The sequence below is a fragment of the Massilia frigida genome (genome assembly GCF_011682175.1).
GTDB lineage: Bacteria > Pseudomonadota > Gammaproteobacteria > Burkholderiales > Burkholderiaceae_D > Telluria_A > Telluria_A frigida.
Genome location: NZ_WHJG01000005.1, coordinates 208,817 through 232,266, shown reverse-complemented (window position 1 = coordinate 232,266; position 23,450 = coordinate 208,817). Strand labels below are relative to the sequence as shown.

Annotated in this window: 16 protein-coding genes; 4 read left to right on the top strand and 12 right to left on the bottom strand. The window is 64.1% G+C overall.

Translation table 11 applies throughout. The features are described 5' to 3' along the window. From F2P44_RS07640 to F2P44_RS07630, 3 genes are all read right to left on the bottom strand, one after another. Positions 1 to 1,677 carry an MFS transporter gene (locus tag F2P44_RS07640; protein WP_167086103.1) on the bottom strand — a complete coding sequence of 559 codons (1,677 nt, stop codon included), beginning with the start codon at positions 1,675 to 1,677 and terminating at the stop codon, positions 1 to 3. Positions 1,678 to 1,818: 141 nt separating this feature from the next. Then, a complete protein-coding gene (locus F2P44_RS07635) occupies positions 1,819 to 4,824 on the bottom strand; it encodes a ligand-binding sensor domain-containing diguanylate cyclase (protein WP_167086102.1) in 3,006 nt (1,001 codons plus the stop codon). 239 nt (positions 4,825 to 5,063) lie between these two features. Then, positions 5,064 to 6,929 carry a phosphoenolpyruvate carboxykinase (GTP) gene (locus F2P44_RS07630; RefSeq protein WP_167086101.1) on the bottom strand — a complete coding sequence of 622 codons (1,866 nt, stop codon included), beginning with the start codon at positions 6,927 to 6,929 and terminating at the stop codon, positions 5,064 to 5,066. A gap of 376 nt (positions 6,930 to 7,305) precedes the next feature. Between F2P44_RS07630 and F2P44_RS07625 the strand changes: the two genes are divergently transcribed. After that, positions 7,306 to 8,298, top strand: a complete 993-nt coding sequence (locus tag F2P44_RS07625; RefSeq protein ID WP_167086100.1) for a D-2-hydroxyacid dehydrogenase family protein — start codon at positions 7,306 to 7,308, stop codon at positions 8,296 to 8,298. Between the two features lie 106 nt (positions 8,299 to 8,404). Here the strand turns inward: F2P44_RS07625 and F2P44_RS07620 are convergent, their stop codons facing one another. Beyond that, a complete protein-coding gene (locus F2P44_RS07620) occupies positions 8,405 to 9,169 on the bottom strand; it encodes an L-asparaginase (protein WP_167086099.1) in 765 nt (254 codons plus the stop codon). 151 nt (positions 9,170 to 9,320) lie between these two features. Here F2P44_RS07620 and F2P44_RS07615 point away from each other — a divergent pair, with 151 nt between their 5' ends. Continuing rightward, positions 9,321 to 9,806, top strand: a complete 486-nt coding sequence (locus tag F2P44_RS07615; RefSeq protein ID WP_126074765.1) for an asparaginase domain-containing protein — start codon at positions 9,321 to 9,323, stop codon at positions 9,804 to 9,806. Between the two features lie 45 nt (positions 9,807 to 9,851). On the opposite strand, the gene F2P44_RS07610 is transcribed toward F2P44_RS07615, so the two are convergent. The 3 genes from F2P44_RS07610 to F2P44_RS07600 all read right to left on the bottom strand — a co-directional run bounded on the left by F2P44_RS07610 (position 9,852) and on the right by F2P44_RS07600 (position 12,891). Continuing rightward, positions 9,852 to 10,748: a recombination-associated protein RdgC gene (locus F2P44_RS07610; protein WP_167086098.1), complete on the bottom strand. Its 897-nt coding sequence runs from the start codon at positions 10,746 to 10,748 to the stop codon at positions 9,852 to 9,854. Between the two features lie 147 nt (positions 10,749 to 10,895). Continuing rightward, positions 10,896 to 11,969: a DNA polymerase IV gene (dinB, locus tag F2P44_RS07605; protein ID WP_167086097.1), complete on the bottom strand. Its 1,074-nt coding sequence runs from the start codon at positions 11,967 to 11,969 to the stop codon at positions 10,896 to 10,898. A gap of 244 nt (positions 11,970 to 12,213) precedes the next feature. Further along, the gene (locus tag F2P44_RS07600; RefSeq protein ID WP_370662645.1) at positions 12,214 to 12,891 is read right to left on the bottom strand and encodes a TetR/AcrR family transcriptional regulator; all 678 of its coding nucleotides are present in this window, start codon (positions 12,889 to 12,891) and stop codon (positions 12,214 to 12,216) included. A 298-nt stretch (positions 12,892 to 13,189) separates the two neighbouring features. Here F2P44_RS07600 and F2P44_RS07595 point away from each other — a divergent pair, with 298 nt between their 5' ends. After that, positions 13,190 to 14,101 (top strand): lipase family alpha/beta hydrolase, encoded by a 912-nt coding sequence (locus F2P44_RS07595; RefSeq protein WP_167086096.1) that lies wholly within the window; start codon positions 13,190 to 13,192, stop codon positions 14,099 to 14,101. A 10-nt stretch (positions 14,102 to 14,111) separates the two neighbouring features. After that, a complete protein-coding gene (locus tag F2P44_RS07590) occupies positions 14,112 to 15,029 on the top strand; it encodes a lipase secretion chaperone (RefSeq protein WP_167086095.1) in 918 nt (305 codons plus the stop codon). Positions 15,030 to 15,138: 109 nt separating this feature from the next. On the opposite strand, the gene F2P44_RS07585 is transcribed toward F2P44_RS07590, so the two are convergent. From F2P44_RS07585 to F2P44_RS07565, 5 genes are all read right to left on the bottom strand, one after another. Continuing rightward, the gene (locus F2P44_RS07585) at positions 15,139 to 16,959 is read right to left on the bottom strand and encodes a S8 family peptidase (protein ID WP_167086094.1); all 1,821 of its coding nucleotides are present in this window, start codon (positions 16,957 to 16,959) and stop codon (positions 15,139 to 15,141) included. 808 nt (positions 16,960 to 17,767) lie between these two features. Further along, positions 17,768 to 19,975 carry a TonB-dependent receptor gene (locus F2P44_RS07580; RefSeq protein ID WP_167086093.1) on the bottom strand — a complete coding sequence of 736 codons (2,208 nt, stop codon included), beginning with the start codon at positions 19,973 to 19,975 and terminating at the stop codon, positions 17,768 to 17,770. 208 nt (positions 19,976 to 20,183) lie between these two features. Next, positions 20,184 to 21,059 (bottom strand): helix-turn-helix domain-containing protein, encoded by an 876-nt coding sequence (locus tag F2P44_RS07575; RefSeq protein WP_167086092.1) that lies wholly within the window; start codon positions 21,057 to 21,059, stop codon positions 20,184 to 20,186. Between the two features lie 148 nt (positions 21,060 to 21,207). Further along, a complete protein-coding gene (locus F2P44_RS07570; RefSeq protein WP_167086091.1) occupies positions 21,208 to 22,044 on the bottom strand; it encodes an alpha/beta fold hydrolase in 837 nt (278 codons plus the stop codon). An 84-nt stretch (positions 22,045 to 22,128) separates the two neighbouring features. Then, on the bottom strand, positions 22,129 to 23,409 hold the full coding sequence (locus tag F2P44_RS07565; protein WP_229423433.1) for a glycerate kinase type-2 family protein: 1,281 nt from the start codon (positions 23,407 to 23,409) through the stop codon (positions 22,129 to 22,131). Positions 23,410 to 23,450 lie beyond the last annotated feature (41 nt).

Here is a 23,450-nt window from a genome sequence, read left to right as displayed (position 1 = left end):
TTATCTGGCGGGGGCGCCCGCGGGCGCCTGGTTGAGTAAGGCTGCGGCTTCGCGTTTCTGCCGGCGCGCGAGGCGCACGGAGATGAACAGCGACCAGCCGAGGAACAGGATGGCGATCACGCCGCTCAGGGCGAAGACATCGTTGAACGCGAGGACATTCGCTTCGCGCCGGCTGATCAGGGCCAGTTGCGCCACGCCCTGGGCGGCGCGCAGGGCCGGGTCGGTGTTCACTCCCTGGTAGATCTGCTGCTGCAGGCGCAGGCGCTGGGCGACGACCGGGTCGGCGGGATTGAGCTGGGCATTGACCTGGGTCGAGTGCACATGCTCGCGGTGCAGCTGGTAAGTACTGAGCGCGGCGGCGCCGGTAAAGCCGCCCAGGCTTTGCGTCATGGCCAGCATGACGACGAAGGTGACCACGTGGTCGGCGCCGAATTTGAGCGCCTGCATGATGCCGATCATGATCATCGGCCCCATGAACATGCCCGCGCCCAGCGCCACCAGGAACTGGCTGACGAAAAAGTCGTGCGGGCGGTCAAGGCTGGTGCGGCCGTAATCGAGCCAGGCGGCCACGCCGAACAGCAAAATCGAGAACAGGATTTGCGGGATCACGGTCTTCGGGCTGAAGGTGACGGAACTGGCGACCATGCCGCAGATGGTCCCGGCCAGAATGACGGCGAACAGCGGCTGCATCTGGTCCGGTCCCATGCCGAGGGTGCGCAGCAGGCCGACCGCGCCATAGGTCTGCTCGGAAGTCAGGAAGCGGATCAAAAAGGCGCCGATCATGAAGCGGATGGTGGGCCCCATCATCAGCCAGCGCGTCTGGATCAGCGGATTGGCGCGGTGGTGCTCGATGAACAGCGCGATCGTCATCAGCAGCACGGCGGCGATCAGGAGGTACGCCAGCCAGGGCGTGTCGAACCACCAGCGCGTGAAACCCTGCGCCAGCACGGCGACGATCATCGCCACCGCCGGAGCGATTAACGCGAAGGTGACGAAATCGAGCGGCTCGATCACCTTGATGTGGATCCCGGGCGGCAGCTTGAGCACCACCACGGCGGCCAGCGAACAGAGCGCCAGGCCGGCCTCGAACAGGTACAGATTGTGCCACTGGCCCATGTCGAGCAAGGCCGGCGACATCAGCCAGGCCAGCGGCGTGGCGATCTGCGCGATGCCGACCCCGAGCACCAGCATCTTGCCGGTGTATTTCTTGGGCGCGGCCTGCAGCATGTAGAGCATGGCCAGGGTGCTGGTGGTGGCGCCGGCCAGGCCGCTGACGGCGCGTACCAGGATCGCCATCTCGAAGCCGCCCACCAGCAGGTGCAGCAAGGTGACGAAGGCGTACAGCGACAGGCCGATCTCGGCGAACAGGCGCAGGCCGAACTGCTGGCGGAACTTGAACACCATCAGGTTCGAGGTGACGTTGACCATGATGTAGGCGGCCGGCAGCCAGGCCGCTTCGGCGGGCGTGAGGCCCAGGGTGCCCTGGATGGCCGGCAGGTTGGCCGAGACCAGCGCGTTGCCCAGGCCGCCGGTAATGCCGACCAGCAGCGCCACGCAGGCGTAGGCAAAGCGGATGTGGGGCGGATGCCAGGGCATCGACGCCGAACCCGGCATGCTGGGTTTTTCGTGTTCTTCCCAGGCGGGAGTCGGTTTCAGGTACTGGGGCGGTGCTGCCATGCGGGCGGACTCCGGGCGACGGGCCGGCGATGTCGGGCGCCTCGGCTCCGGGATTGATAATGGGAAAATTATAAAAGAAATAGCCGGCCGCCGTAGCGCGCCGGCCCATCAAGCGTGCGCCGCTGGGCGCAGCCGAGCACTTCAGACGAGGCTGCGCGGCGCCACCACCAGCGTCGCGCCGGCCATCGGGCTGGCCTCCAGCGCGGCGCGGATCTCATCGTCGCCCCAGCTTGCACGCTCGGCGCCATCGAAGACGATCGTGGCGGCACAATTGCGGCCGGACTCCTTGGCGCCGTACAGGGCCTTGTCGGCCACCGCCAGTGCGGTGCTCCATTCATGCCGTTCGAGAGCGATGCCGTCGAGCGGGTAGGCGACGTAGCCGAGCGAGACCGTCACCGGCTGCGGCTCGGCCCCGCCAGTCGTTACCCTGGCCACGTTCAGGCGCAGCCTTTCGGCGATGTTGACCAGTTCTGCGCGCGAGCTGTTGGTCACGACCAGCAGGAATTCCTCGCCGCCCCAGCGTAGCACATAATCGGAATCGCGCGCCGCCTCGCGCAAGGCCCGGCCCACCGCGCACAGCACGTCGTCGCCGACGGCGTGGCCGAAGCGGTCGTTGACGGCCTTGAAAAAATCGATGTCGACCAGGATGAAGCCGAGGATGGCGTCGGCCGAGCCGTCCGTGCGCGCGCGTATCAGTTCCGCAAACAGGTGCAGCACGTGCTCCTGCATGAAACGGCGGTTATGCAGTCCGGTCAGCGCATCGGTCACGCTGGCCGCGGCCAGGATCTGGATATTCTTCGCCAGATCCTGGTTCGCCTCGGCCAGTTGGGCCGTGCGCTTGGCCACTTCCGCCCTCAGTGCCGCCTTTTGCCGCATCAGGCGCCGCTCGCGCCGCTTTACCCATGCCGCGATGAGCATGCCGGCGGCGCCGAACAGCATGATCTTGAATAGCCAGGTCTCGCTGAAGTAAGGCGGCACGGTCAGTTCCAGCCTGGCGCCCGGCCCCCACTCCTGGGACAGGTAGCGCGCCTGCACTTCAAAGCGACACGTTCCGGGCGGCAGATTGGTATAGATCGCCGCGGCGCGCTGGCCGGCATCGATCCAGTCGGCATCGGGTCCGCAGACGCGATACCGGTAGCGCAGCAGCCTGGCCTGGCGGAAATCGATCGTGCCGAAATCGATGTCGAGATCGCGCACGCCCATGGGCAAGGCCATGCCGGCGCTGGCGCTGCCGGCACGGGCCAGGCGGATGGCCCGGATCGCCACCCGCGGTACGCGCTGCGGGCGTTCGCGCAGGTCGATGCGGGCCACGCCGTTGAGCGTCGCCAGCAGCAGGGTGTCGCCGAGGACCAGGGCCTTGCCATTGCCGCCATAATTACAGCAGCGCACCCTGGAGGACCCGAGCCGGTCGCCATGGTCCTGCAACAGGATTTCGATATGGCGCAGCTGGCCTCCCGCCAGCGTCGCGCTGGCCAGTTCTCGCAGCGGAAAGCGATACACGCCGTCGGCGTGGACCACCAGCAGCGAATCCCTGTGTTGCACCAGGATCGAGGCGCTATCGACCGGCAATCCCGGGCGCCGCTCGATATGACGCCAGATGCCGCCGACGCGAAAGAACATGCCCTGGTCCAGGCTGCCGACCGCCATCGTACCGTCGGATAACTGGGCGATGGACGTGATGAAGGTGGTGCCCAGGCCGCTGTCGCGCACGCGCGCGAAGCGGGCGCCATCCTGCCGGAACAAACCGTGTTCAGTGCCCACCCACAGGCGCGCGTCCCAATCGGCCAGCACGAAGCGCACCATCTGTTCATCCAGGCCCGACTGCGCGCCCACGGCGACCGCCTGGTCGTCCTCGATCCGGAACAGGCCGCCGGAACTGGCGACCCACACCACGCCGTCGGGGCTTTCCTCGATCCCGTTCACCTGCAAGCCGGCCAGGGCGGCAAACTCCACCCGGCCGCCGCCGTCGGCGTCGATCCGCACCAGGCCGCGAAAAGTGCCCAGCCAGCGGCGCTGGCGCGCGTCGATAAAGCCGGCATAGCCCTTGGGATCGGGCAAGGCGGCAGCGTCGGCGACGGGGGTGAAACGTTCGCCGGCGAGGTGGTCGAAGCCGCCGTTGTGCCCGACCAGCACGCCATCGGCCTGGGCCGCCAGGCTCCATACGCGCGCATCGCGCAAGCCCTCCTCGGTCGACAGGCGATCGACCCGGTCCGGCCACATATGGCGCAAGCCCTGCTGCTGGCTGCCCAGCCACAGGCTGCCGTCGGCACCGGTGCGCACGCTGATGATCGCCGCAAAACCGCCGGCCGTGCCGGCATCGAGGCGCTCGGCCGGCGCCCCGTCGCGCACCCTGAACAGCGCCTTGTCGCTGCCGAGCAGCAGCGCGCCGGCGGCGTCGACGGCCATGCTGGTCAGGTTCGGCGGCAGCGGATCGGACTGCAGCGGCTGCGCCTCCAGCACGCCGTCGCGCAGGCGGAATAATCCCTTGCTGCTGGCCAGCCACAGCGCACCGCGCGCCCAGACCATGGCGCCCACGACAGCCTCGTCCAGCTGGGCAAAATGAAAGTGCTGCAAGTGGCCGCCACTGTGGCGCGCCAGCACGCCATGGGCGCCGGCGATCCAGAGCGCGTCCCCCTCCGCGGCCAGGGCGGTGGCGGCGCCCGCCCACCCGGGCACCGGCAGCATGGCCTTGCCCCGCTCGTGCAGCAAGACGTCGCCGGCCAGCCACAAATGGCCGTCGGCGTCTTCCACCAGATCGCGCACCCGGCCCGGCGCGGCGCCGGTCATGGCTTGTTCGGTGAACTGCCCGGCTTCCCAGCGCAGCAGATTGCGGCGGGTGGCAATCCACAGGCGCTGTGATTTCCCACGGTAGAGCTTGCTAACCCAACGGCTCGCCATGGCCGGGGTGTTTTCGCGGTTGAAATTGTCGAAGCGGGTGCCATCGAAGCGCGCCAGGCCGTTTTCGGTGGCGACCCAGAGATAACCGTCGGCGTCATGCGCGACGTCGTACACCGAGACCTGCGGCAGGCCGGCCTCGGTGCTCCAGCTTTGGTATTGAAAGCGGCGCAGCGGCATCTCGCCGGCCACGGCCCGGGGTACTGTCCAGATCAAGCCCAGTGCTAGCAGGCTGCTCCATAACCATCGCATGATGTGTCCCGGCAGAAAAAACGTGCCGCATTGACAGTATTTCTATGAAGAAAATATAAAATCCCATCGGCAAATAAGTGTACTCCCGATCGGGTCGGTTTTCGCCTATTTGTCGGCCCGCGAGGCCGCACGACAACACCTCGCCGCGACGCAGCGGATCGATGGACGAAAAAAAGCGGAGGTGCCGCCCGCGTGATTCACGCGCGCGCCACCTCCGCCTTGGGACTACGCGGCCGCGCTCAGGCGGACAGGCGTTTTTCCAGCTCGGCCTTGGTCGCTACCAGTTCTTGCGGCAGGTGATAGGCCAGCTTCTCGAACAGCTCATCGTGCAGCTTGAGCTCTTCGTTGAAGGCGTCCTTGTCGATCGAGGTGATGGTATCGAACTGCGCTTGCGTGAAGTCGATGCCGTCCCAGTTCAGGTCACCGAAGTTCGGGGTGGTGCCGAACACGTTCTCGGTGCCGCCCGCCTTGCCTTCGATGCGTTCCAGCATCCACTTCAGCACGCGCATATTGTCGCCGAAGCCAGGCCAGACGAACTTGCCGTCGGCATCGGTACGGAACCAGTTCACGCAGTAGATCTTCGGCAGCGCGGCCGGGTTCATGGCTTCGATCTTCTTGCCCATGTTGAGCCAGTGCTGGAAGTAGTCGCTCATGTTGTAGCCGATGAAGGGCAGCATCGCGAACGGATCGCGGCGCACGATGCCCATCTGGCCGGCGGCGGCGGCGGTGGTTTCGGAACCCATGGTCGCGGCCATGTACACGCCTTCCACCCAGTTGCGCGCTTCGGTCACCAGCGGCACCGTGGTCGAACGGCGGCCACCGAAGATGAAGGCCGAAATCGGCACGCCCGCAGGGTCGTCCCAGGCCGCATCGATCACCGGGTTCTGGGTCGCGGCCACCGTGAAGCGCGCGTTCGGATGCGCGGCCTTGGCGCCGGACGCCGGGGTCCAGTCCTTGCCCTGCCAGTCGATCAGGTGCGACGGCGCTTCCTTGGTCAGGCCTTCCCACCAGACGTCGCCATCGTCGGTCAGCGCGACGTTGGTGAAGATGGTGTTCTCGTTCATCGAGGCCATGCAGTTCGAGTTGGTGCGGGTGTTGGTGCCCGGCGCCACGCCGAAGTAGCCGGCTTCCGGATTGATTGCGTACAGGCGGCCATCGGCGCCCGGCTTGATCCAGGCGATATCGTCGCCGATGGTGGTCACTTTCCAGCCGCCGAAGCTTGCCGGTGGAATCAGCATGGCGAAGTTGGTCTTGCCGCAAGCCGATGGGAAGGCTGCCGCGACGTAGTGCTTCTTGCCTTCGGGCGACTCGACGCCGAGGATCAGCATGTGTTCGGCCAGCCAGCCGGTGCCGCCGGCCTGGGCTTCCTGGTGGCCCATGTTCGAGGCGATACGCAGCGCGAAGCACTTCTTGCCCAGCAGCGCGTTGCCGCCGTAGCCGGAACCGTAGGACCAGATTTCGCGGGTTTCAGGGTAGTGCACGATGTACTTGGTCGGATTGCACGGCCATGCAACGTCTTTCTGGCCAGCCGCCAGCGGTGCGCCGACGGTATGCACGCACGGCACGAAGTCGCCGCTGGTGCCCAGCACGTCGTACACAGCCTTGCCCATGCGCGTCATGATGCGCATGTTGACCGCCACGTAAGGCGAATCGGACAGCTCGACGCCGATGTGGGCGATCGGCGAACCGAGCGGACCCATCGAGAACGGCACCACGTACAGGGTGCGCCCGGCCATGCAGCCATCGAACAGGCCGTTCAGGGTGGTGCGCATTTCCGCAGGGGCCATCCAGTTGTTGGTCGGGCCGGCCTGCTCTTTGGTTTCCGAGCAGATGTAAGTGCGGTCTTCCACGCGTGCCACGTCCGACGGATCGGAACAGGCCAGATAGGAATTCGGGCGCTTTTCAGGGTTCAGCTTTTTCATCGTGCCGGCGGCCACCATCTCGGCGCACAGGCGGTCGTACTCATCTTGCGAGCCATCGCACCAATAGATGCGGGCCGGCTTCGTCAGGGCAGCAATTTCGCTGACCCAGTTGATGAGCTTTTGATGTTTGATGTAAGCTGGGACGTTCAGTGTTGCAACGCCACCCATAAGGGGCTGATTCATAGTACCTCCAATGCCAATAAGAATTCTTTCTTGTCCCGGCACGGCAGGATCGTCGTCAGCGTTTCAGCTTGCGCTCAAGAATCCATTCCCTAAGAAAGGTTCGGCGATACGGCGGTCATGTCGACAACCTCGATGACAGCAAGGTTGGTGGAACGGTAGTGCGGGGACTTGAGACGCTCCGGGACTGGTCAAAACACGGTCCGGGGAGGGGGCAAATCCCGAATTTAGGGGGCGATTGTACACCTGCTATTACCTGTTTTAAATGCTCCAGGCTCAAAAATGTAGGAATAATAGTTGAGTAAAGTAGTAGGCTATTCCGAATATTCTGTATTGTGTTATTTACCTACGAAGATTTATTTAACTTCTGCCATCTCCCATGAAAATAGCTATTCTTGACGACTATCAGGACGCCGTCCGCCAGCTCGACTGTTTCAAACTTCTCGACGGTCACGATGTCAAAATTTTTAACAGTTCGGCCCGTGGTACAGGCCAGCTGGCCATCCGCCTGGCCCCTTTCGACGCGCTGGTGCTGATCCGCGAACGCACCGTGTTTCCGGCGGCATTGCTGGAAAAACTGCCCAATCTCAAGCTCATTTCGCAGACCGGCAAGCTGGCCGGCCACGTCGATGTGGCGGCCGCCACGGCGGGCGGCGTTGCCATCGCGGAAGGGATCGGCTCGCCGGTGGCCCCGGCCGAACTGACCTGGGCCCTGATCATGGCGGCCAGCCGCAAGATCGTGCCTTACGCGAGCAACCTCAAGGACGGGCTGTGGCAAACCGCCTCGGTCAACCCCGTGCTCAATGGCGTGGGCCGCACGCTCAAGGGCCGCACCCTGGCGATCTGGAGCTACGGCAAGATCGGCCGCATGATCGCCGGCTACGGCAAGGCCTTCGGGATGCAGGTGCTGGTCTGGGGCGGCGAGGCCAGCCGCGCGGCGGCGGTGGCCGACGGTGTCGAGGCGGCGCCAACGCGCGAAGCCTTGTTCGAGCGCGCCGACGTGCTCAGCCTGCATTTGCGGCTGGCCGACGCGACCCGCGGCATCGTCACCGCCGAGGACCTTGCGCGCATGAAGCCGGACGCGCTGTTCGTCAATACCAGCCGCGCCGAGCTGGTCGCAACGGACGCGCTGGAAGCGGCGCTGCGCCTGGGACGGCCGGGCAACGCGGCCATCGACGTGTTCACCAGCGAGCCGCTGGCACCGGATGCGCCGCTGCTGCGCATTCCGACCGTGCTGGCCACGCCGCACATCGGCTACGTGGAAAAGGATAGCTACGAGCTGTATTTCCGCACCGCGTTCGAGAATGTGCTGAACTTCGCGAACGGCGCGCCGTCTAATATTTTGAACCCGGAAGCGTTGCGGAAATTGTGATGCCGCCGCCGTTCCCGCCGAGTCCCGCCTTGGCGCGGGAAGTCGTTTCTGGCAATGCCAGGAACGACGGGGCAAATTCAATACATACTGCGTCGGCCCTGCCGTGTTACGACGGTTCGCGCAGCTTGCGCTCGCCGGTGATGTCGATCGGCGGCGCTGGCATGACATGCGCGCGCGTCCACAGGCCGGCCCAGCCGGGCGGCCAGCCCAGTGCCGGGCCTTCGTAGGCCGGCAGGCTGGCGCGCACGGCTACCACCGGCACGGGCGGGGCATCTTGCAGGCCGCCGGCGCCGGGGCGCTCCATGTTCAGGCTGTACATATAGCCTGGCAGCAAGAGTTTGCACGCGCCCTCGAACCATGCGCTGTGGTCTTCGTCGCGTCCGAGCGCCTGCGCCAGTCCATGCGGGTCGAAGCGCGCCAGCGCGGTGACCAGTTCGTCGGTGCTGGCGCCGGGCAAATCGCCCCAGCCCATCACCGGGTTGACGTTGTAGTCGGCGCCGGAGCCGTACCAGCCTTCGCGCCAGGGGCGTTGCATCCAGTCGCGCTGGCCGGTGAACAAATGCCAGCGCCAGTGCAGGCCCGATGGCTTGGGCCAGGAATAGAGATACAGTTTTTCGTAGCCGGCCTGGTGCAGGGCGCGCACCATGGCCATCAGGCGCGCGTGCGGCATGCGGTCGGGCGGAGCGCGGCGGAACAGGATCGCTTCGCCATCGGCGTGCTGCACATCGTCGGTGGACAGGTTCAGGTCGAGCGTGCGTGCTTCGCTGCCGAAACGCGCGGAGATCCAGCCGGTGAGCAGGTTGACGTGCGTGATGACGCCATAGCCACGATGGCGATGGAAAATAACAGTTCCTGGAGCAAGGGCTTTCATGGCTTCTTGGTGGACAAAAAAATGAATGGTCTCATGCACAGACAACGCTGCTAACGCAGCGGCAAGTGGCGCCGCCCGCTTTGCGCGCTTCGACATCGCCGACACTACACGTTATCATACGGCACCTTCTTCTTACGAATCCCAGATCATTATGAGCTTGCGCATCATCGCCACCGGCGGCACCTTCGATAAACATTATGATGAACTGACCGGTAAGCTCGGCTTTGCGGAAAGCCATCTGCCCGCAGTCCTGGCGCGCACGCGCATGACGGTACCGGTTGAACTGGAGCAGCTTCCCCTGCTCGACTCGCTCGACATGCAGGATGCCGACCGCGCGCGCGTACTGGCCAGTTGCCAGGCGGCGCCGGAAAAGGCGATTGTGATCGTGCACGGCACCGATACGATGCCGGAAACGGCGGCCGTGCTGGGCGCCGCCGCGCTCGGCAAGAGCATTGTCTTGACGGGCGCAATGATTCCGTACGAGATAGCGAATTCGGATGCGCTGTTCAACCTCGGCTGCGCCAGTGCCGCCGCGCAAATCTTGCCGCCGGGGGTGTACGTGGCGATGAACGGGCAAATTTTCACCTGGGATAACGTGACCAAGAATCGCGCGGCCGGGGTGTTCCAGCCGCTGTAGCCGGTCCCGATGGATGGGCCGCCGGGGCGGCCCGCCAGCAGCGCCTTACGCCTTCGCTTCGCCGCCCAGCGCTTCCACCACTTCGCTCATCAGCTTGGCCAGTTCACCGGTCATCAGCATCATGTCGTTGTCGAAGCGCTCTTCATCGTTACGCGTGCTCGTGTCGCTTTCCTTGATGACGTCCAGCGGCTTGATGCCCTTGATCGCCAGCGATTCGGTCAGCACGAAGGAAATCTTGTCGTCCCACGTCATCGCCAGGCGCGTGCACTGCTTGCCGGCCGCGATGTGACGGCGGATATCGTCCACTTCCAGGGCATGCTTCACATAACGCACGGCGGCCTTGCTCTCGCCGGTGGCGCGCAGTTCGGTATCCTGGTCGATCGTGAAGCCGACCGGCGCTTCGTCGGATTCCAGCCAGGCGGTCATCACGGCCACGGGCGAGCGCTGCACGCGCAGGCTTTCCAGCGGCATGCGGTCGACCGCCTTGAGCAGCAGCTTGATGACTTCGTCGGCCTTGGCCGGACTGGCGGCATCGACCACCAGCCAGCCGTTGACCGGGTCGATCCAGGTGAAGGTATTGCTGCGGATGCTGAAAGCGCGCGGCAACAGTTCATCGGCCACGCGTTCCTTGAGTTCCTTCATGGCTTTCTTGCCCGGAGCGAAGCCCTGGGCTTCTTCCAGCTCGGCCGCCTTGGCCTTGGCCACCTGGTTGATCACCGACGATGGCAGCAGCTTCTTTTCGGTGCCCAGCAAAATCAGCATCTGCTTGTTGACGGTGTGAACCAGCATGCCGTTGTTGCGCGGCGAATCCCAGCCCTGGCGCAGCAATTCGTTGCTGGTGGCCGGAACAAAACTCATGGGCGCCAGCGCCGCTTCGAGTTGCTCAGGAGTGAATGCCCACGGTGCGGGAAGGCGGTAAATCTGAAGATTCTTGAACCACATTGTGCTTTACCTTGTTTGAGTCAATATTTACAGCGGGATGAAGCAGGAAGGCGCGGCGAGCCGCTTTCACCTCCTGCGTAACGGCCTGCCCCGGGGGCAGGACTTGCGTCGTCCGCGACAAATCATCTGTGCGAAGGGAACGACATTTTACACGTCCGCATCGGCGAACAGGCTTAACTGTTCGAGGTTTTCGGCCTCGCCCAGGCGCACGCCGACGCCCAGCAAGCGCACAGGCTGCTTGCCGCGCGCATAGCCGGTTTCCATCAGTCTGGCGTATTGGCCCATGTGTGGCGCGGTGCCAACACATTCCACGGTGGTCTGGTGAAAATCGGCGAATTTGAGTTTAACGAACAGCTTTTGCACGCTTTTCTGGGCCCCGGCACGGGCAATGCGCGCGTTCAGGTTGTCGAACAGTTCCGGCAGCAGGCCGATGCAGGCCGTCAGGTCCGGCAAGTCCGGCGTGTAGGTTTCCTCGACGCTGACCGACTTGCGTTCGCGCTCGTTGCAGACGGCGCGGTTGTCGATGCCGCGGCACAAGTCGTGCAGCCGGGTACCGAAGCTGCCGAAATGGTGTTGCAGTTCGAGCAGGGTCCAGCTGCGCAGGTCGGCGCAGGTTTGCACGCCCAGCTTGTTGAGTTTGGCGGTGGTGACCTTGCCGACGCCGTGCAGTTTTTTGACCGGCAAGGCGGCGACGAAGGCGTCCACCTCGTCCGGGCGCACCAGCCACAGGCCGTCGGGCTTGTTCCAGTCGCTGGCGATCTTGGCCACGAACTTGTTGGGCGCCACGCCGGCCGAGGCGGTGATGCCGACGGTCTCGAAAATACGCTTGCGGATTTCCTGCGCGATCAGGGTGGCGCTGCCCTTGCAGTGGGGCGAGTCGGAGACGTCGAGGTAGGCTTCGTCGAGCGAGAGCGGCTCGACCAGGTCGGTGTAGTCGCCGTAGATGGCCAGGATCTGGCGCGAGGCGATACGGTATTTTTCCATGGCCGGCGGAATCACCACCAGCTCCGGGCACAGCTTGAGGGCCTGGGCGGTGGCCATGGCCGAGTGGATGCCATAGCGCCGCGCTTCGTAGTTGCAGGTCGCCACCACGCCGCGCTGGCCCGGCTGGCCGCCAACGGCCAGCGGCACCTCGCGCAGGGCGGGATTGTCGCGCATTTCGACGGCTGCGTAGAAGCAGTCGCAGTCGCAATGGATGATTTTTCGGGCTGGGGCGTTCACGCGGGCTGGTGTGCCCGTTGAGGGCAACTACTGTAATTGCATACAGTATTCACTGAAATGGGATTTGTTGCAAGTTGGAAGGATGCGCAGGCGCGCCAGCTCGGCGTTTGCGCTAGCTCGTCGCTCCCCCTAGCTCGTCGTTCCTGCCATTGGCGGGAACGACGGGGGCTACATTTGTGTTCCCGCCGACTGCACCCTTGGCCCGGGAAGTCGTTTCTGGCAATCCCGGAAACGACGGGGGAGCCTAACTCAGGTGGCTGCGGATCATCGCCAGCGTGCTATCGGCAAAATCATCCACATGCACCTTGGCCGCCCGGTACTTCCAGCGCTTGATATACCAGTCCTGGAACATGGCCACGATATGCGCCGCCAGCAAATCCGGCCGCCCGGCCGGCACCGGCGTGAGCTGGCCGATCATGTCGGCAATCTCGGCCTGGATCGACAGCTCGGAATTTTTCGCCATGCCGCGCTGCTCGAAACTGAGCACGCGCGAATCCATGTACACGAAGTAAAACCACGGCTGCAAGATCTCGGACAGGTAAATCGTCGCCCGCACCAGCGATTCGAGCCGTTCCAAGGGCGCCTGCACATGCTGGAACATGCGCGGCAATTCCTGGCTAGCATGGCGCACCACATCCTCGATCATTTCCGCCAGTTGATCCTTGCTCTCGATGTAGCCGTACAGCCCGCCCATCGACAAGCCCGTCTCGCGGCACAGGTCGCGCAAGCTCATCGCACGAAAGCCGACCTCGTTGGCGAGGCGGAACGTTGCGGCAAAGATTTTTTCCATGTTTTCCAGCGCCGGCTTGCGGCGCTTGACGCCGATTCGCTCGGCATGGCGGTCGATAATGTAGGCCCAGATGGTGTCGCCGTTGAGCGGCGTCATCTTTTCAAACTGGGCAAAGTCAAAGCGGGTGGACACCAGCGTTCCCATATGTGCATCTACCGCTAGAGTTGGTTTCGGGAATGATTATAGCTCGTTAAAACCACACATCAATTCAAAGCGCAAAACAAGCCCTCCAGATGCTGCACTGCGCGATGCTTTATCCAAAGGCCGGTGCTACATTAAAAAAACCGAGCGCTCGCTCTAATTCGTATTTTTCTCTTGCAACAGCCGCAGCAAGAGCGTGTGCCCGGTAGCCGGAGGAATGCCCAGCTCGCACTGTGCAACTCCTGTTCCAGTAGTCGACTTCAATCAAAAACCATTATGGAGACACAATATGAAGAATCGCTTTTGGAAGTGCCTGTCCGTTTTTCTCATCGCCATCCTCGTCGTTCCCACCCAGGCCCTGGCTGCGGGTTACACGCAAACCAAGTACCCCATCGTGCTCGTGCACGGCCTGTTCGGCTTTGAAAAGCTGGGGCCGATCGAATATTTCTACGGCATCCCGTCGGCGCTGCGCAGCGGCGGGGCCAAGGTCTATACCGTCACCGTCTCGGGCGCCAACAGCACCGAAGTACGCGGCGAACAATTACTCTCGCAAGTAAAGCAGATCATGGCCGCCACCGGCGCCGCCAAGGTCAATTTGATCGGCCATAGCCATGGCGGTCCGACCGTGCGCTACGTCGCCTCGGTGGCGCCCAACCTGGTCGCCTCGGTCAGCTCGGTGGCTGGCGTGAACAAGGGCTCGGCGATCGCCGACATCCTGACCGGCAACGCCCCCAACGTGGGCAATGCGCTGGCCAACGCGGTGGCCGCGGTGATGGACTTCCTGTCCGGCCGCTCGGGCTTGCCGCAGGATGGCGAAGCCGCGCTCAAATCGCTCACCACGGCCGGCTCGCTCGCCTTTAACACGCGCCACCCGCAGGGCGTGCCGACCACCGCGTGCGGCGAAGGCGCCAACCATGTCAACGGCGTGTATTACTTTTCGTGGAGCGGCGCCAAGCCCTACACCAATATGTTCGACGCGATCGACCCGTTCATGGCGCTCACCGGACTGGCTTTCGGCGGCAAGAACGATGGCCTGGTCAGCAGCTGCTCGAGCCGCCTCGGACGCGTGATCCGCGACGACTACGCCATGAACCACCTCGATGAAGTGAACCAGTTCATCGGCATCGTCAACCTGTTCGAAACCAGCCCGGTGACCGTGTTCCGCCAGCAAGCGAACCGCCTGCAGGCACTCGGCCTGTAAGGAGCCTGCCATGAGCGCACGCACGCAATGGAAAAGGTTGGGCGCCGGCGCCCTGGTGGCCGGCGCGCTGTACTACGCCTATCCGAAGCCGGAGGTGGCCGCCGTGGCGGCAACGGTGCCGCACGCCGACCCGTTCGCGTTCGTGCGCTCGATGGAAGGCACCAGGCCGGACGGCGCGGTGCGCCAGAGCGCCGAAGGCCAGCTGGTGGTCGATGCCGAACTGGGGCATCTGTTCGACTACTATCTGGCCGGCCTGGGCGAAAAGGATTTGCAGGCCATCCGCGCCGAGATCGAGCGCGAGCTGGACCGGCGCCTGGCGCCCGGCCCGGCGGCCCAGGCCAAGCGCTTGCTGGCCAGCTATCTCGATTACAAGCGCGCGCTGGCCGATGCGGAAAAGTCGCTCGCGCCCGTGGCCGACCTGGCCAAGGCGGCGCGCGCGCGGCTGGAACTCAAGCAGCGCCTGCGCCCGCAGTTTTTCAGCGCCAGCGAGGCGGCCGGCCTGTTCGGCGCCGGCGACACCTACGATGCCGATGCGCTGGCGCGCCTGGACCTCGACCAGAACGGGGCGCTCACGCCAGAGCAGCGCGCGCTGCAGCTGGCGGCGCTCGACCAGCGCATGCCGGCCGCGCTGCGTGAAGACCGCGAAGCGCCGACCAAGGTGATCCGGACCGAAGCGTCGGTGCAGAAGCTGCGCGAGCAGGGTGGCGGCGACGACGAGGTGTACCGGCTGCGGGCGGCGGCGTTTTCGCCGGAGGCGGCCGGCCGGCTGGCCGAGCTCGATCGGGAGGAAGGCGCATGGAAGGGACGCATCAAGGCCTACCTGGCGCAGCGGGCCACGCTGGGCGCGGTGCCGGAAGCGATGCTGCAAAAGGTGCGCGACCAGCATTTTTCGGCCGATGAGCAGCGCCGGCTTGGCGCGTACGAGTAAGCGGGAAGCCTCAGGCGCAGGACTTGGACGACCGATGTAAAAAGGGGACGAATGGCAAGCCAGTCGTCCCCTTTTTCATGCAGCGGCCAGGCCGCTGCATGCAGTTACATTACCACGACAGTTTCAGCGTGTAGGCGCCGCTGGTGGCACCCGTGCCGCCGCTGTAGTACTTCACGCGCACATAACGGGTGAGCGTGGTGGTACCGGTGTTGGTGGTGGTCAGGCTGTCGGCCACGCCGGCGCCGTTTTCGCTCATTGCCACCTGCGTCGTGCCCGTGCTGTTGTAGGCATACAGATCGTAGTCGGCGCTGCTGCTGCCGATGGTCATCGTTGCCGACAGCGTTTTTCCGGCTGGCAGTTGAACAGCGAAGTAGTCAGAGTCGGTGCTCGAACCCATGTTGCCCTTGACCACAGTGCCGCTGACCGTCACCGCATTGGCCGAACCATACGCGTTGTTGGATTCGGTTTCGTTGATGGTCGTGCCTGCCGGTGGCGTGGTGCCGCCAGCCGACTTCACGGCCGCCAGCGCATCGACGATACCCGTGCCGCAGCTATTGCAGGTGCCCGGGAAGGCGCGTGCGGTCGACTTCAGCTTGCTTTCGATGTCATCCGGGGTCAGGGCCGCATTTTTCGACAGCATCAGCGCGGCAACACCTGCCACGTGCGGGGTCGCCATCGAGGTACCGGCGTAGCCGGCATAGCTGTCTGCGCCTGGCGCGCCGCTGCCGGCGTTCAGGGTCGACAGGATCAGGGCGCCGGTGTCGCCACCAGGGGCCGCCACGTCGATCAGGTTGCCGTAGTTCGAGTACGAAGCACGTCCGCCCGCCTTGGTGGTGGCGGCAATCGCTACCACACCCGAGCAGTTCGCCGGGCTCGCGTTACTCACGTTCATGTTGTCGTTACCCGCTGCGACGATCACCACGGTGCCGCGCGCACGGGCGCCGTTGATGGCGTTCTGGGTCGTGGTGTCGCAAGCGCCACCGCCGCCGAGCGACATATTGATCACGCGCGCCTTGTTGGCATTGGCCGGCACGCCGGAGACGGTACCGCCCGAGGCCCAGGTGATCGCATCGGCGATGTCGGAGGTGTAGCCGCCGCATTTGCCCAGTACGCGCAGTGGCAGTACCTTGGCGTTGTAGGCGACACCGGCGACGCCGAGGCCATTGTTGGTCTTGGCGGCGATGGTGCCGGCCACGTGGGTGCCGTGCCAGCTCGAGGTCTGTGCCCGCAGCGGCTCGCCGTTGCCGCACGCGCCCGCGGCGACGGCGTCGCCCGGATCGCTGGCATCGCTGTCGCGGCCGTTACCGTCGTTCGAGATGGCGGTGTCGGTAATGAAGTCGTAGCCTTGCACGAACTGGCCGGCCAGGTCGGCGTGCGGACGGAAGCCGGTATCGATGACGGCGACGACGATGCCGGTGCCGGTGGCGAGATCCCAGGCTGCCGGCAGGCGCAGGCCGCCGGTGCTGTCACCGTAGTGCCACTGCTCCGAGTAACGCGGATCGTTCGGGGTGAACATGGGGTGCATGATGCGGTCCGGCTCAGCGTATTCGATGCTGGCATCGCGCTCCATCAAGTCCTTGGCGATGGCGGCCACATCCTTCACATCCATTTTCTTGTCGAGCTTGAGAATCTGGGCGCCGTTGGCGGTGGTGTGCAGCGCCTTCATGGTCAGGCCGAACTGCTGGCCGGAACGCTGGACGATTGCCAGACGGGCCTGGCTCGGACCTGCCATGAGGGCGGCGCCCGGCACGACAGGGCCGGTTTCCTTGTACTTGACGATCATGCGGTCGGTGCTCGTGGCTGCAGGCTGGGCCTTGGCAGTCATGTCCACATCACCCACGCTGGCGTGCGCGAAGACCGGGCCGGCCGTGATCACGGCGGCGACGCAAAATTTCAAAAAGGATGGGTACTTCGATTGCGAATGCTTCATTGTCGTTCCTTAAGTTTTCCGATGAACATTTTATAAAGGGATAAGTGGCAGCGATTAGCCGTCGCCTTCCCATTGTCTCCACGTTGTTCTGCAACGCAGCCCCGCCTTTGTTAGCGAGCGTTGTACATTACTTCGATTCATGACCAATTTTGGAAATTTCCAACAGGATTCGGCTGTTTCGCAACACAAAAAGCCAAAAATTTTTCCCGCGGCAAAGTTAATTTGGCAATGTTGGTCATTTTCCAAATGCAAGTTTGTTCATATTTGTTTATTTCTGAACATTCGACTGTAAATTGTCTAAAAATGAACAGTTTTTGACAAGCAATGAACGTTGTCATTCTCGGAAAAAGGACGAGATCGGATGTAGATTCAGAACAATTTCCTGTGCTACCGTGAATATGCTGTAGACAGTCGGAATCGTCTGAAAGTTCGGCTGGATGCCTATACAGGATGCGGTTTTTTTGCCGCGATCAGAACGCCGCTACGCAGGCGAAAAAAAGCCACGAGCATGCGTGGCAAAGTTTTTTTCACTTTGTATTCCCTCGTGCGGCAAGCCCTTGGCATGAAAAACGGGGACGTTCACGCACAAGCTCATCCTGCATGTCGGCGTCATGTCCGACATGCTGACCTGCCACCGGCCTACTTCAGCTCAACCTTCGAGCTGACAGCTGGGCAAGAAATCATCCTATCTAAGGTAAGTATTGTCTGAGGTGGCGGTCATATGTCTGGCCCACGAGCTCATCATGATGGGAGCCGCGGGCGAAAAAAAGCCGCGATCGCTCGCGGCTTTTTTACTGCCAGGCAGCTTTTAGAAGTTGCCCTTGAACTGCACGCCCCACAGGCGCGGCTCGTTGGTAAAGCCGGTCAGGTTGTTGAAGTCGATGCCGCCGACAATGCGCTCGGTACCGGTGATATTGCGGCCATACGCGGCCACTTCATACTTGCCGCCATCCCAGGTATAGCCCACGCGCAGGCCGCCTTCGACCAGCGGCTTGCCGGTGAATTCCTTCGCTTCGTACAGGAAGAAATTGATCTTGCTGCGGTACGCCCAGTCGGTGAACACGAACAGTTGGCCTTCGCCCACTTCCATCGAGTAGCGCGCGGTGCCGTTCACGATCCACTTCGGTGCCTGCGGCAATGGATTGCCGTCGATGACGACACGCCCGGCCGCATTGACCGGATTGGTGATCGTGCACTGCGCGCACTTGTTGACCGACAAGCTGCCGTCGCGGATTTCAGTGAAGTTATAGCTGCCGCCGGCCGATACCTTGAAGTTACTGGTGACAAAGCCCTCAAAATCGAGCTCGGCGCCACGGCCGTTGGTCTTGGCCGCGTTGATCAGGCGGTTGACGTTGGAGTTGCCGCCAACCACAGTGAGCTGCTGGTTCTTGACCCGGTAGTCGTACAGGCTGAAGGCCACGCGCGCGCGCCGGTTCAGCAAGTCGGCTTTCACGCCCGCTTCCACCGAGGTGATGGTCTCGGCGGCGGCCACGGTGATCGGCACCGATGCCGAGGCCGTTGCGATACTCGGCGCGCGGAAACCGGTGGCCATGCGGGCGTACACATTGACATCCTTGTTCAGCTTGTAGGTGCCGCTCAAGTCCCAGTTGGCCTTGTTGCTGCTCTCGCCGACCGCAGCCGGTCCGATCTGCGCCACATTGATCGCCGACACGGTATTGAAATCTTTCTTGTCGTTGGTGTAGCGCAAGCCGCCGCGTACCGTGAAGGCATCGCTGATGGCGTAGTTGACCGAACCGAAGGCCGCCCAGGCGGTATTCTTCTGGTGGCTGGCCAGGTGCGAAGTTTGCGCGCCGGTCGTGCTGTTGTAGTTGTTGCTGAAACCGTTGGCGTCTTCGTTGTAGTAGTACACGCCAGCCTGCCAGTTGATCGGACCGCTGTTCTTGGACTCGACCCGGAATTCCTGGCTGTATTGCTTGACATCGGCGATGCCGCCGGCGGTTTCAACCTGGAACGGGATCATGCCCGGGCCGGCCGGTACGCCGCCATCGATGTCGCCACGGCTCAGGTAGTGGTCCACGCCTTCGTAGCCCGTGATCGAGTACAGCTTGAGCGCGCCCAGGTCCCACGACAGGCGCACATTGGCGCCGTTGGTGCGCAGGGCCTGGAAGTTCAGGCCGTTGTTGGCGATCTGGTCGGCGTCGAAGCCGTCAACCAGCTGGTTCGTGCCTTTTTTGATGATATTGGCGCGGAACAAGCGCGAGCTGCCCGTGGTCGAGCGCTGGTGCACATTGAACAGGGCATTGAAGCCGGCGCCCGGGTTGTACAGCACTTGCAGGCGTTCGGCGTGCTCGTTGTAGCCTTCGAGCGCCTTGTCCTGGCCGGTGAAGGTGTTGTCGACGAAATCGTCGCGGTGCTGGCGCAGGGTCGAGAAGCGCGCTGCCCATTCTTTGCTCAGCGGAACGTTCACGGCGCCGTCGAGGTTGACCGTGTTGTGGGTCGCGACGGACGCGTTGTAGTAGCCGCCGAATTTATCGAGCTTCGGCTTTTCGGATTCAAACTTGACCACGCCAGCCGGGGTGTTGCGGCCGAACAGGGTGCCCTGCGGGCCACGCAGCACTTCCACGCCGGCCAGGTCGAAAATCGGGAAGCCTTTCAGGATCGGATTCTCTTGCACGACATCGTCGTAGATCAGCGACACCGGCTGCGATGCGAAGGTGTTGAAGTCGGTATTGCCGTAACCGCGGATGTAAAAGCGCGGGAAGGTGCGGCCGTTCGACGATTCCACGTTCAGGCTCGGCACTTTGCCGGCCAGCACGCGAATATCCTGGCCGCCGGAAACGATCACGTCGAGCTTCTCGTCCTTGAGCAGGCTGACGGAGACCGGCACTTCCTTGATATTCTCGGTACGGCGCTGGGCGGTCACGGTGACGGTTTGCAGTTCCGGAGCCGCCTGGGCCTGGGCCATGGCCGACGCGATCGGCAGCAGTGCGGTCAGGGCCAGCACGGCGCCGTGTGCGCCGATAACGCGCTTGTGCATCTTGGACATCTTGATCATTCGAGTTCCCTGGAAAAAGTTGATGAAGCGTACGACGAAGGTATTCTTGTCTCCTGCTCTACTCTTTTTCTGGACGTTCTCGCATGCAGCAAACGCGCGCGGCGATGGACGCCGTCGGCACTGCATCTTGTCGATGTCTATAGGTTGCCGACCTGGTATGTCTGAAGCCGGTATTTTCTGTCATCACCGCTGTGAATGGCAAGGAAGTTCAAGTCCTGAGTGACCTTAACGCAACATTTTTTGCAACAAACCACGCTTTGCTGGCTTCATCGGCGGGAAAGAACGATTCGATCCGCAATTCATGCACCGTGACATCGTGCGGCGTGCCCATGGTGGTGATGGTGGTAAACAGGTTCAGTTGCACCTCATCCTTGCGGATCGTCAGCGGCAGGAAGGGCAGCGCGCGCCGGTCGAGGTTGGGCGCGTGGGCGGCCGTGCCGATGGTATCGATACCGGGCAAGGCGGCCAGTTCGGCCAGCAGGGCGGCCGCTTCGCTGCCGGGGCCGTCGCCCATGGCTTCGCGCTGGATCCAGTGCAGCGCGTCGGCGCACACGGCTTCCCAGTTGACCAGATACTGGCGCAGGCCGGCCGGGTCGAGCATCAGCTTGAGCACGTTGACGGCGCCGTTGCCGGGAATGGCCTGGCCGGCGGGCAGGCCGAGCAGCCAGCCGAAGAGCGAGGCGGCGGGTTCGTTGTGGAGCTGGAGATGCCACAGGCGGTCGACCACCAGCGCCGGATACGGCGCCTGCTGCGCCAGCATGAAGTCGAGCGCTTGCCGCACCGGAGCCAGTTCGGGGTCGGACAGCGTACGTTCCTGATAGGCGGGAGCGAAGCCGGCGGCCAGCAGCATGATGTTGCGCTGCCTGAGCGGCACGTCGAGCGCGACGCCGAGCTTGAGGATCAGTTCCTTGCTGGGATGCGCGCGCCCGCTTTCGAGGAAGCTGATGTGGCGCTGCGAGACCTCGCTGACGGTGGACAGATGCAGCTGGCTGTAGCCACGCTTGCCGCGCCAGTAGCGCAGCGCCGCTGAAAAATCACCGAAGTACTGATCGCGCGAGGGGGTCGATTGGCTAGGTGTTGTCATGGCGTTTTCCTGTTCAGCCGCATTGAAATATCTCGCTAAAAGCCGTCGCTCCCCCCGCTCCGTCGTTCCCGCCTCCCGCCCCCGTCGGTTCTGGCAATGCCAGAGACGACGGGGGCGGGCGCGGGGGCGGGAACTACGGGACAGCAAATCAGCGCCCCGCAGCACCGATAAACCCCATCAAATCCGCATTCACCCGCTCCGCATGCGTCACGAACATCCCGTGCGCCGCGTCATCGTACACCGCCAGGCGCGCCCCATTTATCAAGGCCGCAGTGGGCTGCGCGGTCAGCGCCAGCGGCGCACTGACATCGAGCGCCCCCGCGATAATCAAGGCCGGTACCTCCACCCGCGCCAGCTCCGCGCGCATGTCCGCATGCTGAACCGCCACGTGGCAATCGTGCAGCGCCTTGTGCGAGCATGCCAGCGCCATCTGGCGCAGCCATCCGATCATTCCCTGCGAGGCATCCGGCGTCAGGAACGGCACCGCGTTCTCGTCGATCCAGCGCGGGAAATCGCGGTTCAGCTGCTGCTCGCGAAAACCCTCGAACAGCGCCCCATCGAGGCCCCCGGGATTATCGTCAGCGCGCATGATCATCGGCGTCATGGGTCCCATCAACACAATCCGCGCCACCCTTGCGCTGCCAAACCGGCTCAGATAGCGCACCACCTCATTGCAGCCCATTGAATGCGCGACCAGCGTCACGCCGCGCAGGTCGAGCGTGTCGATCACGGCGGCCAGGTCGCCGGCCAGGGTATCGAAGTCGTAGCCCTTGCCCGGATCGCTGGAACGGCCATGTCCGCGCCGGTCGAACGCAATGCAGCGCAGTCCTTGCCGTGACAACGCCATCATCTGGTAGTTCCATGCATCGGACGGCAGCGACCAGCCGCCCACGAACAGCACCGGCGCGCCAACGCCCCAGTCGCGGTAAAACAAGTCGACGGCATCGGTGGTGCGGATAAAGCCGGGGGCGGTGGAATGGGTCATGGCGGGTCTCCTTGGTTGGGCAGCGGGATACGTTGAAACCATTGTGGGCTGCCCGCGCCGGCGTGGCGATTACCTCCCAGGTAATCAATCCGCCGGCGCCCCGACCAGAATCGCGCGGAAGTCGTTGACGTTGGTGCGCGTCGGCCCGGTCACCACCAGGTCGCCCAGCGCCGCAAAAAAGCCGTAGCCATCGTTGTCAATCAGCCGCGCGTTCGCATCCACCCCGGCCAGCGCGGCGCGGGCCAGTGACTGCGGATCGAGCAGCGCCCCGGCGTTGTCTTCGGTGCCGTCGATGCCATCGGTATCGCACGCAATCGCATGCACGCCCGCCATGCCTTTGAGCGCGATTGCGAGCGCCAGCAAAAACTCCGCATTGCGCCCTCCCCGCCCGCCGCCGCGCAGCGTGACCGTGGTCTCGCCACCCGACAGGATCACGCACGGCGCGGGCAGCGGCTGCCCATACGCGGCCACCTGGCGCGCAATGCCGGCGTGGACGATGGCCACGTCGCGCGCCTCGCCCTCCATGCACCCGCTCAGGATCAGCGGCGTGTAGCCGGCCGCACGCGCCGCGCTGGCCGCCGCGTCGAGCGCATGCTGGGCGCCGGCGATGACGACCGCCCGGTTGCCGTGCAGGCGCGCATCGTCGATCGCCGGCGCGGCCAGCGCACCATCGTCCAGCACCGCGCGCACCGCGGGCGGGATGGCGATGCCGTATTTACCCAGCACCGCCAGCGCATCGGCGGCGCGGCTGCCATCGGGGATGGTGGGCCCGGACGCCACCACCGCCGGATCGTCGCCCGGCACGTCGGACACCACCAGCGTCACCACGCGCGCCGGATGGCAGGCCAGCGCCAGGCGTCCTCCCTTGATCGCGGACAGGTGGCGCCGCACGCAATTGATCTCGCCGATCGGCGCGCCGCTGGCCAGCAAACGGCGCGTCAGTTCGCGCTTGTCGTCGAGCGTGATGCCGGGCGCCGGCAGCGACAGCAGCGCCGAGCCGCCGCCGGACATGAGGCACAGCACCAGGTCGTCCTGGCCCAGGCCGCGCACCAGGGCCAGCATGCGCTGCGCGGCCGTGGTGCTGGCCTCGTCGGGCACCGGATGGCCCGCTTCGATCACCTCGATATGCCTGGTCGGCGCCCCGTGGCCGTAGCGCGTGACGACCAGGCCGGCGATCTCGCCCTGCCAGTGCTGCTCGACCGCCTGCGCCATGCGCGCGGCAGCCTTGCCGGCGCCGATGACGATGGTGCGTCCCTTGGGCGCGGGCGGCAGGTGGGGTGCCAGCACGGCAAGCGGATCGACCGCCGCCAGTGCGCTATGAAACAGGTGCAGGAGCAAGCCACGCTGGGCGTTGATATCGTTCATGAAGGTCCTCGGTGGGCCGGTCATAACACCGCATCGAAATC